This is a genomic window from Candidatus Palauibacter scopulicola, from assembly GCF_947581915.1.
GTDB classification, from domain to species: domain Bacteria; phylum Gemmatimonadota; class Gemmatimonadetes; order Palauibacterales; family Palauibacteraceae; genus Palauibacter; species Palauibacter scopulicola.
This window is the reverse complement of the sequence record NZ_CANPWG010000014.1, coordinates 72,503-88,812: the sequence shown is the minus strand read 5'-3', so window position 1 is coordinate 88,812 and position 16,310 is coordinate 72,503. Positions and strand designations below refer to the sequence as shown.

The window sequence follows — 16,310 nt, the reverse complement described above, 5'->3', positions numbered from 1 at the left end:
GGCGGCAGCGGAACTTCAAGGTCGTGCCGCGCAATGAGCGCAGCGTAACCCGCAGGTTGCCCCGGTTCTGGAGGCCGCCATCGGAAGCTCATGGAAGAAACCGCATAGTTCACGGAGTTGCCGTTTTCGCAAGAAAACCTTCACGAACCGCCGAAAACTATCACAAATCCAGCGAAACGCAAGAAAATGTTCACAATTTTCCAGCATGGGGGAAAAAAGATCACAACCCGAGCCCGTATTCGGTCAAAAATCTTTCACGGATTTGCGAATCGCTTCACAATAGGCGCCAAATGCCAGGAAACCTTCACGGATTCGTAGGTCTCTTCACGGATGTGCGGCACGCAAAGGACGCTCACCGAATCAGGCGGGGGATTCTTCCGGCATCGGGACGAGTGCGTTCGGGCCGGTGAAGTGCAGGCCGACGGCGACCCGGCCGGCCATGCTCGAGGCGGCTGCCCGGTACACGTCGGCCTGGATCCGGTAGCTGCGCGCCGCGCGTGGAGCCTGGGCCGCCGTGATGTCGTGCGTCTTGAAGTCGATGACGAGGGCGTCCAGGCCCTGTTCCAGGCCGAGGGCTCCCGTTAGGCGGGGAGGCGCGGTGCCGGAGCCCGGGCCGGGGCCGGCGAGGCGCCGGTACAGGTCGAAGGCGCCGAACCGCCAGTCCCGCGCGCCCACGAGGTGCGTGAAGGTGAGTTCCTTCCAGTAGTCGCGGCCGAGTTCGCCCTCCGTGTACCAGGCCCACTCCTCGCTCGCCGCCACGCGGCGGATCTCCTCCTCCAGTTGCTCGCGGTATTCGCTGCCGGGACGGAGCATGGCTTCGAGTTCGGGTTCGTCCAGCGAGCCGATGGTCTCCTCGACGACGCGCGCGATCTCGGCCTCCGCCTCCAGCCGCTCCAGCACGCCGTGGATGATCTGCCCCCGGACCACGGCCGGGAGCCCCGCCTCCTCCGCCGAGGCTTCGGGCGCGAAGTGCCACGGGGCGAGCGCGCCGTGCCTGTACCGGCGCTCCCATTCCTCCGGATCCTCTTCCAGGAGCATGAGTTCGGTCGCCGAACGGGTCCAGCGCAGCGGCGGCTCGGAGAGCGGCTGGATCAGCGCCGGCGGCTCGGCGACCTCGTATCCGTCCAGCCACGCGAGCGTCGGGGGCCGGCTCGTCTCCGGGGCGGCGCGCACGGCCGGATCGCCCCGCTCGGGAGCCTCCCCCTCGGCGAGCCAGCGGTCATAGCCCTTGCCCTCCTTCGGTCCCGCGAGGACGAGCCGGTCCCGGGCCCGCGTCGCGGCCACGTACAGGAGGCGTGCTTCCTCCGCCGTCGCTTCGAGTTCCTCGCGACGCAGGATGCGGTGGCCCCGCGCCCCCCGGTCGGACGCCTTGAGGCAGAACAGGGGTCCGAGTTCGGGATCGGACCAGTACTCGTTCGTACGGGGGGTCCAGAGCTTCCGCTCGACGCGGATCAGGAAGACGAGCGGCCACTCCAGCCCCTTCGCCTGGTGGATCGTCGAGAGCGTGACGACATCGTCTTCCTTCGAGTACAGCGGGGCCTGCGGAAGTCCGATTTCCCGGTTCGTTGATCGATCCCACACTTCGAAGAAGGTGGAGAGGTCGCTGGCGCGATGGGATTCCGCGAAATGGATGAGGCTCTGCAGGTTCGCGAGAACCTCCTCCGCGCCCTCCATGAGCAGGACGTGGAGACGATATCCGGTACGCTCGAGCAACTCCTCGATGATCTCGTCCAGCGCGAGCCTCGGCGCGAGTTGGCGCAGATCGCCGAGCACCGAGAGACCCTGCGCCAGCGCGCCCCGCTCGATGCCGGTCAGTTCCGGATGGTCCGGAGCTTCGGGCCATTCCCCTTCCGCCAGCCACCGCTTCGCGCGGCGGAGCAGCGGCCCGGACCGCTGGAGCATGTGCATGCGGGCGATCGTCTCGTCCCGGAGACCCACGAAGGGCGAGCGCAGGTAGCCGAAGGCCCGCACGTCATCGCGCTCGTTCTGAAGCAGGCGCAAAGCGTTGAGGACGTCGAGGATCTCCTGGCGCTCGCCGAGGTGCGCCATCCCGGAGACGAAGTAGGGGATGCCATAGCGCTTGAACGTCGTCTCGACATGCCCGATACCGGTGCGGGCGCGGTAGAGGACGGCGATGTCGCGGAACTCGAGCGGGCGAAGCTCGCCGCTGTCGGGGTCGCGGACCTCGTCGCGGCCCACCGAGGCGAGGATCCGGCACGCGATGCGAACGGCTTCGGCTTCCCGGCGTTCGGCGACGTTGTTCCCCTGGGCAAGGACCCACTCGACGCCGGTCTGCGCATGGTCGGGCACGCCGGCCACGAGCTCGGCGTAGTCGATCCGGCTCGGGAGCTCTTCTTCCGCGAGCGCGCGGCCCGTCTCGTCCATCGAGACGCGGCCGACGATGTTCACGAAGTCGACGATCGGAGGCGCGCTGCGGAAGTTCCTCGGAAGATCAAGGATCTCGCCCTGCTCGGCGAAGTCGGCGGCGACCGCGTTCCACACCGAGATGTCCGCTCCGCGGAAGCGATAGATGCTCTGCTTCGGGTCGCCGACGAGGAAGAGCTGCGGGCGATCCACGCCGCGCCCGATCGCGAAGGCGATGTCGCGCTGTGTGAAGTCGGTGTCTTGAAACTCATCGATGATGAGGATCCGGTAGCGATCGCGGATCGCGGCGAGCGCGGCCTCGCCCGAGGGGCCGGCCAGGAGGTCGGCCGCACCCAGCACGAGGCTGTCGAAATCGCGCCGGTTCTCTTCCTCCAGCCATGCGTCCCAGCGCGCGCGGGCCTCGAGCCCCAGTTCGACGAGGTCCGCGCAGATCGCGAGCGCTTCCTCGTCGCTGGCCTCGCTCTCCCTGCACACGGTCCTCAGCACGGGCAGGTCGAGGCCGGGGCCTTCTTGCGGGAACAGGTCGAGCGTGTCGCGGGTCTCCGGTGGCGGGTCGCCGCGGAGCCACTTTGCGTACCGTCGTTCCCGCCAGCGGAGGTCGCGCAGTACGTCCCGTACGTGGTCGATCGCCCCCTTGGAGTGCTGCCACCCGGTGAGCTTCCAGCGTCGCAGGAGCCTCTGCGCGGCGGGGTTTTCCTCGTCCAGCCGCTCGAGCAGGAGCGCCTTGATCAGGTCGTCCTGTTCCGCCCACGCCTCGTCCTCATCGAGGATCTCGAATGTGGGGTCGATCCCGAGCCGCAGGGCGTGCTCGCGCAGCAGCTCGCCGCAGAAGGAATGGATCGTGCCGACGGAGGCGCGGTCGATGTCCCAGCGCAGGTCGTCCGCGCGCGGGGACGCCTCGATGCGCTTGCGAAGCTGTCGCTTGAGGTCGTAGGCCGCCTTCTCCGTGAACGTGATCGCGGCGATCTCATCCAGCCGGCAGGAGACGGCCGGCGGCGCGAGCGGTTCTCCCGTCTCCCCATTCACGCCGAACGGAAGGCCCAGCCGCCACATGATCTTGCCCACGACGGTCGTTGTCTTTCCCGTGCCCGCGTTCGCAACGAGCAACGTGTCGTCCTCCGACCGAATCGCCCGCACCTGTTCGGGCGTCCACCGGATCTCAGCCACTGGCCTCGTCCCCGAAGTCGCCGAAGCGGTGGCCCTCGGCGAGCTGGGCGTCGCTGCGGCGCACCTCGCGAGGCGGATCCCAGGACCACCAACCCCCCTTCCGCGAGACGACCGCCTCGAAGCACCCGGCCCGCACGCGGGCGGGGATGGAGAGCGCCATCGTGAGCGCCCGCTCGTACCGTTCCTCTCCGAATCTGACCAGCCCTCCGTTGAGGGGACTCCCGGGACTCCTGATGGACCGGTACCGGCAGCTGCCCATCGCGTACCCCCGATCGGCCATCACCTGCGCATAGAGCACCCCCTGCAGCGCGGTCGCGTCATCGAATCTCGGCGCCGGCGGGGGCTTGCCGCTCTTGTAGTCGAGCACGTGAAACACCCCCGTCCCGCCCGCGTCCCGGTCGAGACGGTCGATGCGGCCGCAGAGGCGCAGGCGGGCCGCGCGGCCGCGGATGTCGGTGCCCGCGAGCATCGCACGCTCGTCGTCGAAGCCGAACCCGACCTCGGTCTCGAACGGACGTTCACCCTTCTCGGCCATGTGTCCGAGTTCCCACCCGATGTAGTTGCGGACGGCGGTGACAATCCCCTCCCGGGTCTGCTCCCACAGGCTGGCGACGCCGAGCCACTCCCCCTTCTCCGCGCGCTCGGCACAGACTTCATCGGAGATCTCCGCGAGGCGGTCCTCGACCGACCCCTCCAGGGCGACGGGAAGCCTCCCCATGAACTCGGCGTAGAAGCGTTCGAGGATCTCGTGCGCGACGCTGCCGAAGGTGAGGGGCGTCGTCTCCTCCTCCGCCTCCTCCACGCCTTCCAGCCAGAGCACGCGTTCGACGAGGAAGGTGAAGGGAGACCGGGCGTAGGCCTCGAGTTGGCCGGCGGACCATCGATAGTCGTCGTGGAAGCGACGCTCCAGTTCCCGGAGCACATCCGGATCGCGCAGGTGGCCGTTCCATGGATTCGGCCGAAAGGCCGGGTGCACGGCCCTCCCAGGGCCCGGCGCTGGCGCCGGAAGGAGGAATCCGGGATAGCGCTCGAGTCCCGGACCGCGGTGGATCTCGGCCGCCGCCGCCACGATCGCACGCGCGACGCGTTCCGGGCGGGCGGGCGCGATTCGCGGCCGCTCCGCCGAGTCCGGAGCCCCCAGAGCCCCGTGGATCGCAAAGGCGGCCCGCCGGTCCGCCTCGGCGGGGGTCACGGGGTCGAGCTCGTCCGAGGGGCGACGGATCCGGGGCAGCTCGGCGGCGTCCTCGTGACTGGGGACCATGAGCGACGGAAGTAGCGGCGTGCCGCCCGCGTCCGTGGTGCGGTAGCTGATGCAGACCGGGCCGGCCTGCTGCGTGACCGCGCGCCATAGGCCCCGCTCGCGGCGCAGCGTCTCGTCCCGGTGGGCCAGCGGCAACCCGAGGGCCGCGAGGCGGCGGCGCTCCGTGTCCGTGAACACGCCCGTGGCGCCCCCGGCGCGGGGGAACTCGCGGTCGTTCGCATGCACGACGAAGGTGTGGGCGAAGGGCACGAGCGCGGCGTCGTGCGCCTCCAACACCTGGACGCCCTTCTGCCCGGGCGTCGAGAGGACGAGTTCGTTCGCCTGCAACAGCTTGCCGAGCAGCGCGTGCCACCCCGCCGGCGGGAGCGGGTCGTCCGGGTGGTCGAGTTCCCTCCATTCCCGCAGCAGTCGTTCGAGGAGGAGGATTCCGCGCTGGTCGGAACGCACGACCTCCCACCGTTCCTCGACCGGGTCGCACACGCGGCGCCTCAGCCGGAACACGCCGCGATCCTCCCTGAGGAGCGCGAGCGTGAGGTCGATCCAATCCGCCTCGGAGCGGGCGTCGGCGAGCGGATCGAGCACCTCCCGCAAAGCGCCGAAGGCCTCGATGTCCTTCTCCACACGATCGAGGAAGAGCCCCCGCCCGCGGATCTCGCGCGCCTTGTTCTCGACGAGCGAACGCAGCTGCTGGAGGGCGCCGGTCCAGCTCTCGAGCCCCACCACGCGCCGGAGCGCCGCGATGGCGTCGATGCTGCGCAGATCGACGCGCGTGTCGAAGTAGGGGTGCGCGAGGAGGGCGCGCAGCGACCGGTAGTCCCAGTTCCGGCCCGCCCCCCGCAGGATGAGGAGGAGTGCCCTGAGGGCCGGGATCTCGTCCAGCGGCGTCCGGATGCGGGCCGTGGCGGGGACGCCCGCCCGCCGCAGCGCCCGGTACGCGCGGTGCGTGTTCTCGCGGCCGGACCTCGCGACGACGGCGATCCGATGCGGTTCCTCGGTACCCGCCGCGAGAATCTCCTTGACCTGCCGCGCCACCCAGGCCATCTCCCGCGCGGCGTCCGGCGCTGGCTGCACGGTCACCGGCCCGGCCCCGGCCCCGGCACTGTCCCCATCTTCGCCACCAGCGCGGGGGACGCCGATCAGCTTGATTCGGACGGCCAGCGTGTCGAAGAACGGGTCCAGTTCGGATTCCTGCGGGAGGTAGAGGTGGACGTTCACCTCCTCCTGCCGGGAGAGGGCCTCGAGCATGCGGCGGCGCGTGCGCGGGCTCGCGATGCTGTACACGTGCAGCTCCCGAGCGCCGCCGATCGCCGCCGCCAGGCCTCCCGCCTCGATCCGCTCCGCGATGCGGGCGTTCACCGAGCGCCGGTCGAGAAACCCGCGCTTCTCGAGCGAATCGAGATACGCGCGGTAGACCTCCACGGCCCAGGCGTTGCGCCGGCGCGCGAAGTCGTCGCCGCCCAGCCGGGCCAGCGCCCGCTCCAGCTCGTCCGGCGGTACGCCCTCCGGCAGCAGGTCGCCGAACAACCGGTCGAGCATGTGCCCGCGGATGACGCCGTCGCCCCGGCCGGGCTCCCGCCCCAGGATCCGTCGCCCCAGCCGCGCCGCGTGCCGGCTCACCAACCGGCGCCGCGTGAGGAGCCCGACGGACTTCTCCCGGATACCGAAGCGGTCGGTCAGCTCCCCGAAAAGCGTGACGGGAGGATCGAGCCAGCCGGGGAGGCCGCGTTCATGCGCGGCCTCGAACAGCAGATCCCGCAGGCTCCGGTGATTAAGCCAGATCCACGCGCGCGCCGCCGCGCCTCCCTCGGCCGGCGAGGCGCCCGCCGCCAGAAACCGCTCGACACACGCCCCCCACAGCGGGGCCGCAGCCGGCGCTCGAACTACGTTGAGAGGCACGCGTCAGGATCCGGATGAATCGATGGTCAACTCCTCGGCGCGGAATTCAAGCCCGACGGTTGTCACGAACGGTGGTCGCGTCAAGCGGCGAAGGAGGCCGTGAAGGAGTTTCGGGCGAGGGTTTCGACGTCCTCTGCCGAGAGGTCGACGGCTTCGGCGACTCGGCGGAAGTTCTCGTTGATGTAGCCGCCGAAGTAGGCGGGGTCGTCGGAGTTCACGGTCGCGAGGAGGCCGAGGTCGAGCATGCGCTTGATCGGGTGCGCCGCGAGGTCCTCCACGACGCGGAGTTCGAGGTTCGACAGCGGGCACACGGTGAGCGGGATGCGGTCGTCGCGCAGCCGGGCGACCAGCGCCTCGTCCTCGAGGGCCCGGTTGCCGTGGTCGATGCGCTCCACGCCGAGGACGTCGAGCGCTTCCCACACGTATTCCGGCGGTCCCTCCTCGCCGGCGTGCGCGACGAGTCGCAGCCCCATGTCGCGCGCCGCCTCGAACACGCGGGCGAACTTCGATGGTGGGTGCCCGACCTCGCTCGAATCCAGGCCCACGCCCAGCAGCCGGTCCCGGTAGGGTTCCGCGGCCTCGAGCGTCTCGAACGCTTCCCTCTCGGTGAGGTGCCGCAGGAAACAGAGGATGAGGGACACGCTCACGCCCCGCTCCCGAGAGTGGACGACGGCCCGCTCGAGGCCGTCCATCAGCGTTGCCATCGGCACGCCGCGTCCGGTGTGCGCCTGCGGGTCGAAGAACATCTCGACGTGGACGACGTTGTCCGCGGCGGCCCGCCGCAGGTACGCGTCCGCGAGTGCGAAGAAGTCCTCCTCCGTCCGCAGGACGTTCATTCCCGCGTAGTAGAGGTCGAGAAACTCCTGGAGGTTGCCGAACGAGTAGGCGCGGCGGACCTCCTCGACATCGCGGTAGGGGAGCGACACCCCGTTCCGGCGGGCGAGGCCGAACATCATCTCCGGCTCCAGCGAGCCTTCGACGTGGATGTGTAGTTCCGCCTTGGGCGTGCTCCGGATGGCTTCGTTCAGGTTCGGCATGGCGCGCGTCTGGTGGCCTCTCGTGACTACGGGGTAGGTTGGATCGTCGAACTCATGGGCCGGCAGTCCGTGACTTGCACGCGCCGCCAGGCCCCTGCCCGGATCACGCCCGACTGGACATACCCATGAGCCAACCCCGCGACAACTGGAGTTCGAACGTCGGCCTCGTGCTGGCCGCGACCGGCAGCGCGATCGGCCTCGGCAACCTGTGGAAGTTCCCGTTCATCACGTGGGAGAACGAGGGGGGCGCCTTCGTTCTCGTCTACCTCGTCTGCATCCTCGCCGTCGGCCTGCCGATCATGATGGCGGAACTGCTCATCGGGCGCAGGAGCCAGAAGAGCGCGGTCGGGGCGCTCAAGGAGGCGGCCGGACCCTGGTGGGGCGTCGTCGGCGGGTGGGGCGTGCTCGCCGGGTTCATCCTCCTCAGCTACTACACGGTCATCGCGGGCTGGTCGCTGTACTACTTCGCCCAGTCGATCGGCTGGACCTTCGGGGGCTATCCCGCCGGGATGGCGGCGGGCGACCTGTTCAACGAGCAGGTGGGGAACGCCGGCCTCCAGCTCGCGCTTTCCCTCGGCTTCAGCATCGGCACGATCGCGGTCGTCTACTTCGGCGTGAGCAAGGGGATCGAGCGGATCGCCCGCATCTTCCTTCCGATCCTGTTCGGCATCCTCCTCCTCCTCCTCGTGAGCGCGCTGGGGATGAGCGGGTCCGGGGAGGCGCTGCGCTTCATCTTCCGGGCCAACTTCTCGGAGCTGGAGATGAGCGGGGTTCTCGAGGCGCTGGGACACTCCTTCTTCACCCTCTCCCTCGGGATGGGGGCGATGATCACCTACGGCTCCTACATCTCGCGCAAGCAGTCGATCGTGAAGGCGTCGGGCGCGATCGTCGCGCTCGACACGCTGATCGCCCTCGTGGCGACGGTGATCATGTTCTCCGTCATCTTCTCGGTGGCGGGGATGAGCGACCAGGTGAGCGGTTCGCCGGTGGGGATGCTCTTCATCTCGCTGCCGGAGCTGTTCTACACCGCGGTGCCGTTCGGCACCGTGCTGGGGCCGCTCTTCTACGTCCTCGTGGCGCTCGCGGCGCTGACGTCGACGATCTCTCTCCTCGAGGTCGTGTCGAGCTACGTCATCGATGAACACGGCATCGCCCGGCACAAGGCGACGATCCTCTGCGGGGGGGCGATCTTCGTATTCACGATCTTCGCGGCGCTCTCGTTCACGGGCACGCCGTTCCTCTCCACGCTGGAGATCTTCGCGGGCAAGGCCGGCTGGTTCTCGACCGCCGACCACTTCGTCTCGAACTGGATGTTGCCGATCGGCGGGTTCTCGATCACGCTCGCCGCGGGCTGGTTCATGACCCGGAACGCGACGGAACGGGAACTGGTGGACGGCACGGAGCCCGGCTGGTTCCGCTACGGGGCGTGGCGCTTCTTCATCCGCTGGGTGGCGCCGCTCGCGGTCGGGGCGATCATCGTCGCCGTCATTCTGGGCCGCGACTTCAGCTGACGGTAAGGCGAATGTTGAACCGACGGACGTTTCTGAAGACCGGGGCTCTCTCGGCGGCGGGACTCGCGACTCGCGCGCAGTCTCTGCTCGCCGCCCCCTACGATCCTCTTCCCCGTCTTCCCCGGACCGGGAACCCGATTCGCGTGCAGGGGATGGTCCGCGCGGGGGGTCGGGGCGTGGGGCGGGTCGCGGTCTCCGATGGACTCCAGGTCGTGGATTCCGACGCCGATGGTCGCTTCGAACTCGTGACCTCGGCCGACCGGGGCTTCGTATGGGTTCGGGTCCCGGCCGGGTACGAGATCCGGACGAACCCATCCGGCACCGCGCGCTTCTACGAGCGCATCGACCCGACGGGGAGCGAGATGTCCGTCGCGTTCGATCTCACCCCGCTCGGCATGTCGGACGAACGCCACGCGCTCCTTCTCCTCGGGGACATCCAGACCCAGACCGAGGAAGAGATGGGGTGGTTTCTCGAACGCTCCGTGCCGGATCTCCAGCAAACCGTGCGGGACTTGGGCGACATGCACGTCTTCGGGATCTCCGACGGCGACATCATGTACGACCGGCTTGAGCTCTATCCGGAGTACGAGCGCGGCGTGCAGCGGATCGGGGTTCCGTTCTTCCAGGTGATCGGGAATCACGACCTCGACATGGAGAGCCCCACCGACGAGGCCTCCTCCGACACCTTCTCCCGCCACTTCGGGCCGCGCTACTACTCGTTCGACCGCGGGGCCGTTCATTACGTGGTGCTCGACGACGTGTTCTGGCACGGGAGCGGATACCTCGGCTACCTGGACGCCGACGCGCTGACCTGGCTGGCGGCGGACCTGAGCCGCGTGGAGGCGGGTGCGCCGGTAATCGTCGCTACGCACATCCCGGCGCTCGGGAGCAACCACGTTCGGCGCGGCCTGACGTCCCCCGACCCACCCGGCGCGATCATGAATCGCGACGCGCTCTATCGGCTGCTGGAGCCCTTCCAGGCGCACATCCTCACCGGCCACACGCACGAGTTGGAGCATGTGTTCGAAGCGGGCACGCACGAGCATGTAGCGGGCGCGATCTGCGGAGCGTGGTGGAGCGGGCCGATCTGCTGGGACGGCGCCCCGAACGGCTACTGCGTCTACGAGGCGGCGGGCGAGGAGATCTCGTGGCGCTACAAGTCCACCGGGTTCGACGCGACGCACCAGATGCGGCTGTACGCGCCGGGGTCCGACCCGAACGCGCCAGGGGCGGTCGTGGCGAACGTATGGGACTGGGACCCGGAGTGGACCGTGCGCTGGTTCGCCGACGGCGAGGCCCGCGGGCTGATGACGCGACGAAACGGACTGGACCCGCTCAGCGTCGAACTGCACACGGGAGAGGACCGTCCGCCACGCCGATCGTGGGTCGAACCGCGCATCACGAACCACATGTTCCAAGCGCGCGTCGACCCGGACGTGGCCGAGGTGCGGGTCGAGGCCACGGACCGCTTCGGCCGCGTCTACTCGGAGGCTCTGCGCCTGACCTAGGCATCCGCGGGGACCCCCGCGTCAGCGGCGGGGCGCGCGGCGGGCGTTGTAGACATCCGAGCGCGCACTCATGTTGCGGTGACGGGGACGGTCGGAGGATCGGCCGTCCGCATGCCGACTCCGGCCTGGAGATGCCGCCATGACCCAGCCACGCCCGCGCTTCCGTCCGTCCTTCCTCACCTTCACCGCCTCGACCGTACTCTTCGCGAGCGCCTGTGCGCCTCCGCGGATGACGATGGAGGAGGCGTGTGCGGCTCCCGCCAACGAGATCGTGGCGGAGAACTGTCTCGAGGGTCACCCACCCACGGAGTGGGACATCAACGGCTACGGCGATCCCAGCATCCAGGGCTTCGGGACCGAAATCGCGATCAACCGGGGCGAGACGCTCGAGTTCAAGGTCGACACGGACTCGGACGACTACCGGATCGACATCTACCGGATGGGCTACTACGGCGGCATGGGCGCGCGCCGGGTGGACTCCTTCGAGCCCTCCGCCACTCTGCCCCAGATCCAGCCCGAGTGCCTTCGGGGCCCGATCCCCGTGCTGGCTGAGGGCGGCGGGATGGAGACGTGGCCCGCGCCGCTCGTCGACTGCGGCAACTGGGCCGTGTCGGCCTCCTGGCAGGCGCCGGAGGACGCGACCTCGGGCATCTACTTCGCCCGGCTCGTGCGCGAAGATCCGATCGAGGGCTGGGTGAAAAACGATGAATTCGAACCCACGCCGCTCCCCCCCACCGGCGAGGACTCGCTGTGGGAGGCGCCAGGCTTCCACGCGGTGATGCGGAACCCGCTGCGCGAGGCGCGCGCCAGCCACATCTATTTCGTCGTCCGGGATGACGATGGCGAGTCGGATCTGCTCTTCCAGACCTCGGATCTCAACTGGCAGGCGTACAACCGCTATGGCGGGCACAGCGTGTACGGACGCCTGAATCCCGAGCGCCTCCGGCTCCACGGCGGCCCCCCGCGCGCCCCCAAGGTGAGCTACAACCGGCCCTTCGAGAACCGGCACTACCGGGCCGTGAACATGGTGTTCAACTCCGAATACCCGATGGTCCGCTGGCTCGAGCGCAACGGCTACGACGTGAGTTACTCATCCGGGGTCGACACGGATCGCAGGGGCGAGGAGCTGCTCGAGCACAAGGTCTTCCTCTCCGTCGGACACGACGAGTACTGGACGGGCCAGCAGCGGCGCAACGTGGAGGCCGCGCTCGCGGCCGGCGTACACCTCGGCTTCTTCGGTTCGAACGACATCTTCTGGAAGGTGCGCTGGGAGCCGAGCATCGATGGATCGGAGCAGCCGTACCGCACGTTCGTGACCTACAAGGAATCGCAGGACCACCGGAAGCTCGATCCGGTCGAGTGGACGGGGCTGTTCCGCGATCACCGTTCGATCAACCCGGAGGGCCCGTGGCCGGCGAACGCCCTCACGGGGACGCTGTTCACGGTGAACGCGTGGCGGAACGACCCGCTCATGGTCGACGCCGAGTTCGCCGACCTCAGGTTCTGGCGCAATACGGAGGTTGCGGGGCTCCGGCCCGGTGACCGCTACGTGTCGATCAAGGGGATCCTCGGCCACGAGTGGGATTCGGACATCGACAACGGCTTCCGCCCGCCGGGCCTGTTCCGGCTCTCCGCGACGACGATCGACAACCTGCAGTACTGCGTCCACCCGGGTCGGGGTTGTGAGACGGGGTCCGCCACGCACCATGCGGTCATGTACCGGCACGAGAGCGGGGCGCTCGTCTTCGACACCGGGACGCTGCAGTGGCCGTGGGGCCTCGACGCCCACCACGACACCGAGACCGGTGTCCCGCCCGAACGGCAGAACGGCATGGACACGCGGGTCGGCGTCGATCCGCACGGTCCGGACCGGGTGTTGCAGCAGGCGACGCTCAACGTGTTCGCGGACATGGGCGTGCAGCCCGCGACGATACAGGCGGACCTGGTTCCGGCCACGGCTTCGACGGACGACGTCCCGCCGACGTCCGCCTTCGACGAGCCCTCCGGGCCCGATGCGGAGAGCGGCCTGATGACGGTCAGCGGGACGGCGTCGGACGCGCGTGGCGGTGTCGTGGCGGCAGTCGAGGTGTCGCTGGATGGCGGGATGACATGGCGCCCGGCCCGCGGCCGCGCGAACTGGAGCTACGCGTGGGATCCGGATGCGGTCGGCGAGGTTTCGATCATGAGCCGCGCCGTAGACGACAGCGGCAACCTGGAGACCCCGGGCGAGAGCGTCGCCGCCGCGGGCGGGGGAGGCTGATTCCGGTCCACGGCTCCCCCGGGACGCGTTCCCGCGGGAACGTCGGGGCTCACCCGCCTGCGGCCGGCTACCAGTATTCGACCTCCAGTCCATCGATCCGGGCAAGGCTCCGCCGATCCCGCGTCGCGACGGCATGACCGTGGTGGACCGCGGTGGCCGCGATAATCAGGTCGTGGGCGCCGATTGGAGTGCCCGCACCGCGTAGGTGCGTCGCCAGCGTCGCATGCACCCGGGCCACATCGTGGAACTTACGGAAATTCCGCAATTCAGCGGTTGGTGGGGAAACCGAGATCGACGCGGCTGCCGGCGGGGTCGGGCCAGCGCGTCGTCATCACCTTCGGTTTCGTGTAGAAGTGGACGCCCTCGGGGCCGTAGATCCCGTGCGCCCCGAACGCCGACTCCTTCCAGCCGCCGAAGGAGTGGTATCCCACCGGGACCGGAATCGGGACGTTGAGGCCGACCATGCCCGCGTCCGCATCCTCCTGGAACTGTCGGGCGGCGCCTCCGTCGCGCGTGAAGATCGCGGCCCCGTTCCCCCAGGGATTGTCGCGCAGCAGCTCGACCGCCTCGTGGTACGTCCCCACGCGCACGACGCAGAGCACCGGGCCGAAGATCTCGTCCCGGTAGACGGTCATGTCGGGCGTCACCCCGTCGAGGAGCGTGACGCCGAGGAAGAAGCCGTCACCCTCGAAGGGGGCGTCCCGGCCGTCTACGACGACGCGCGCCCCGGCCTCGGCGCCTTGGCGCACGTAATCCGCGACGCGGTCGCGGTGCTCGGCCGTGATGAGCGGGCCCATCTCGGAGGCGGGATCGTCGCCGGGGCCGATGCGCAGCTCTTCCATGCGGGCGCGGATGGCGTCGACGAGCGGATCGGCGCTTTCGCCGACCGCGACCGCGACGGAGATCGCCATGCACCGTTCGCCGGCCGATCCGTATGCCGCGGAGACGGCGGAGTCCGCGGCGAGGTCGATGTCCGCGTCGGGCAGCACGACCATGTGGTTCTTGGCGCCGCCGAGCGCCTGCACCCGCTTTCCGTGCGCGGTGGCGGTCTCGTACACGTGCCGGGCCACCGGCGTCGACCCCACGAAGCTCACGGCCTGCACGTCGGGGTGTTCGAGCAGCCGGTTCACGGCCACGTGGTCGCCGTGCACGACGTTCAGGACGCCCGCCGGGAAGCCGGCTTCGTGGAAGAGTTCCGCGATGAAGTTGGCGGCGCTCGGATCGCGCGGTGAGGGTTTCAGCACGAAGGGGTTCCCGCACGCGACCGCGTTCGGAAACATCCAGAGCGGCACCATGGCCGGGAAGTTGAACGGCGTGATCCCCGCCACGACCCCGAGCGGCCGCCGGACGGAATGGACGTCGACGCCGGTGGATGCCTGCTCGCTGTACGTCCCCTTCAGGTGTTCGGCGAGACCGCAGGCGTATTCGATGTTTTCCAGCCCGCGGGCGATCTCGCCCATCGCGTCGGCCAGCACCTTGCCGTGCTCGGCCGTAAGCCGCTTCGCGATTTCTTCGGCGTTTTCCGCGACCAGGTTGCGGTACGCGAACATGAGCTTCGTGCGCCGGGCGACGCTGACGCGCCGCCACTCTTCGAACGCCGCCGCGGCCGCCGCGACAGCTTCGTCCACCTCCCCGGCCCCCGCGAGCGGCAGTTCGCCCGTCTGGCGCCCCGTGGCCGGATTGAAGACCGGCGCCGTCCGCCCCGAAGCTCCGGGCCGCGCCCGGCCACCGATCAGGTGCGGGATGCGTTCGATCGCCGCCATCGCGGCATCTCCGGCCGCGTCTCCGGCCGCGTCCCCGGCCGCCGGCGCCGATGTCGAAGACAGTACGGTGCTCACTTCGCCCCCTCGTGATAGCCGAGAATCGCCTTCACCTCGAGGAACTCCTCGAGCCCGTGGCGGCCCCACTCGCGCCCGTTGCCGGATTGCTTGTACCCGCCGAACGGCACCCGGAAGTCCGGCCGCGCGCCGTTCAGGTTGACCTGGCCCGACCGGATGCGGCGCGCGACGGCCCGCCCGCGTTCGCGGTCTCCGGCCGACACGTAGCCGGCGAGACCGTAGAGCGTGTCGTTCGCGATGCGAACCGCGTCGTCATCGTCCTCGTATCCGATGAGCACCAGCACCGGGCCGAAGATCTCCTCGCGCGCCACGACCATCTCGTTGCTCACGTGCGAGAAGACCGTCGGCCGGACGTAGTACCCCCGCTCCAGCCCCTCGGGCCGGCCGGGGCCGCCCGTCGCGAGGCGCGCACCCTCCCCGATTCCCTGCTCGATCAGCCGCTGGACTCTGCCGAACTGCACGTCGGACACCGCCGGGCCGATCGTCGTCCCCTCGGCGCCCGGATCGCCGACCACGACCTTCTCCGCCGCCGCCGCCGCGATCTCCGCGGCCTCGTCCATCCGTGCATGCGGCACGAGCATGCGCGTCGGCGCATTGCAGGACTGTCCCGTGTTGTTGCAGACGGCGAAGACGCCGCGGGACACCGCGCGCCCGAAGTCCGCGTCATCCAGGATGATGTTGGCCGACTTGCCGCCCAGTTCCTGCGCCACGCGCTTCACCGTGGGGGCCGCGTTCCGGGCCACCTCCACCCCCGCCCGCGTGGAGCCCGTGAAGGAGACCATGTCCACGTCGGGGTGCGACGCCAGCGCCGCGCCCACCACCGGACCGGCGCCGTTCACGAGGTTGAAGACGCCCGGCGGCACGTCGGCCTCATCCAGGATTTCCGTGAAGACCACCGCGTTCAGCGGCGCGACCTCCGATGGCTTGAGCACCATCGTGCACCCCGCCGCGAGCGCCGGCGCCACCTTGCAGGCGATCTGGTTCAGCGGCCAGTTCCACGGCGTGATGAAGGCGCACACGCCCACCGGCTCCCGCACCAGCAGCGAAGTTCCGAGGTCCGTCTCGAATTCGAAGTCCGCGAGGATCTTCAGCATGGTTCGGAAGTGGGCCAGGCCGGACGGGACCTGTGCCTGCGCGGCCAGGGCCATCGGCGCGCCCATCTCCGCGCTGACGGTCGCGGCCAGTTCCGCCGAGCGGGCCGCGTAGCCGTCGCAGATCCGCTCCAGCAGCGCGACCCGCTCTTCCCGGCTCGTCTGCGAGAACGAGTCGAAAGCGCCCCTCGCGGCCGCCACCGCCGCGTCCACGTCGGCCTGCCCGCCCATCGCGATGGCCCCGATCGCCTCCTCGGTGGCCGGGTTGACCACGTCCAGCGTCTCGTCGACCGATGGTTCGACCCACGCCCCATCGATATGAAACTTGCGGAAGTTCTCCACGGATTCCCTTTCCC

At 69.5% G+C, this 16,310-nt stretch carries 9 protein-coding genes; 3 read left to right on the top strand and 6 right to left on the bottom strand.

Features of this window, described 5'->3' with window-relative positions; all coding sequences use genetic code 11:
• Positions 1-360 precede the first annotated feature (360 nt).
• The 3 genes from RN743_RS03265 to RN743_RS03255 form a co-directional block, all read right to left on the bottom strand.
• Positions 361-3,552 carry a UvrD-helicase domain-containing protein gene (locus RN743_RS03265; protein ID WP_310776227.1) on the bottom strand — a complete coding sequence of 1,064 codons (3,192 nt, stop codon included), beginning with the start codon at positions 3,550-3,552 and terminating at the stop codon, positions 361-363.
• On the bottom strand, positions 3,545-6,709 hold the full coding sequence (locus RN743_RS03260) for a PD-(D/E)XK nuclease family protein (protein ID WP_310776224.1): 3,165 nt from the start codon (positions 6,707-6,709) through the stop codon (positions 3,545-3,547). The genes RN743_RS03265 and RN743_RS03260 overlap by 8 nt, the downstream gene beginning before the upstream one ends.
• Positions 6,710-6,789: 80 nt before the next feature.
• The gene (locus RN743_RS03255) at positions 6,790-7,746 is read right to left on the bottom strand and encodes an adenosine deaminase (RefSeq protein ID WP_310776222.1); all 957 of its coding nucleotides are present in this window, start codon (positions 7,744-7,746) and stop codon (positions 6,790-6,792) included.
• 125 nt (positions 7,747-7,871) lie between these two features.
• Here RN743_RS03255 and RN743_RS03250 point away from each other — a divergent pair, with 125 nt between their 5' ends.
• The 3 genes from RN743_RS03250 to RN743_RS03240 all read left to right on the top strand — a co-directional run bounded on the left by RN743_RS03250 (position 7,872) and on the right by RN743_RS03240 (position 13,025).
• The gene (locus tag RN743_RS03250; protein ID WP_310776220.1) at positions 7,872-9,257 is read left to right on the top strand and encodes a sodium-dependent transporter; all 1,386 of its coding nucleotides are present in this window, start codon (positions 7,872-7,874) and stop codon (positions 9,255-9,257) included.
• 11 nt (positions 9,258-9,268) lie between these two features.
• On the top strand, positions 9,269-10,765 hold the full coding sequence (locus RN743_RS03245) for a calcineurin-like phosphoesterase family protein (RefSeq protein ID WP_310776218.1): 1,497 nt from the start codon (positions 9,269-9,271) through the stop codon (positions 10,763-10,765).
• Positions 10,766-10,904: 139 nt separating this feature from the next.
• Entirely contained in the window at positions 10,905-13,025 is a 2,121-nt protein-coding gene (locus RN743_RS03240; RefSeq protein ID WP_310776216.1) for a N,N-dimethylformamidase beta subunit family domain-containing protein, read from the top strand.
• 67 nt (positions 13,026-13,092) lie between these two features.
• Here RN743_RS03240 and RN743_RS15960 read toward each other — a convergent pair whose 3' ends face one another.
• The 3 genes from RN743_RS15960 to RN743_RS03230 all read right to left on the bottom strand — a co-directional run bounded on the left by RN743_RS15960 (position 13,093) and on the right by RN743_RS03230 (position 16,296).
• The gene (locus tag RN743_RS15960; protein ID WP_343218978.1) at positions 13,093-13,254 is read right to left on the bottom strand and encodes a PIN domain-containing protein; all 162 of its coding nucleotides are present in this window, start codon (positions 13,252-13,254) and stop codon (positions 13,093-13,095) included.
• A 37-nt stretch (positions 13,255-13,291) separates the two neighbouring features.
• Positions 13,292-14,788, bottom strand: a complete 1,497-nt coding sequence (locus RN743_RS03235) for a CoA-acylating methylmalonate-semialdehyde dehydrogenase (protein WP_343218981.1) — start codon at positions 14,786-14,788, stop codon at positions 13,292-13,294.
• 71 nt (positions 14,789-14,859) lie between these two features.
• Positions 14,860-16,296: an aldehyde dehydrogenase family protein gene (locus RN743_RS03230; protein WP_343218980.1), complete on the bottom strand. Its 1,437-nt coding sequence runs from the start codon at positions 16,294-16,296 to the stop codon at positions 14,860-14,862.
• Between the last annotated feature and the right edge of the window lie 14 nt (positions 16,297-16,310).

Excerpts from the sequence above, each read along its gene's own strand:
- RN743_RS03240 (WP_310776216.1), top strand. The coding sequence starts at position 10,905 with ATGACCCAGCCACGCCCGCGCTTCCGTCCGTCCTTCCTCACCTTCACC.
- RN743_RS03235 (WP_343218981.1), bottom strand. The coding sequence starts at position 14,788 with ATGGCGGCGATCGAACGCATCCCGCACCTGATCGGTGGCCGGGCGCGG.
- RN743_RS03255 (WP_310776222.1), bottom strand. The coding sequence starts at position 7,746 with ATGCCGAACCTGAACGAAGCCATCCGGAGCACGCCCAAGGCGGAACTA.
- RN743_RS03250 (WP_310776220.1), top strand. The coding sequence starts at position 7,872 with ATGAGCCAACCCCGCGACAACTGGAGTTCGAACGTCGGCCTCGTGCTG.
- RN743_RS03245 (WP_310776218.1), top strand. The coding sequence starts at position 9,269 with ATGTTGAACCGACGGACGTTTCTGAAGACCGGGGCTCTCTCGGCGGCG.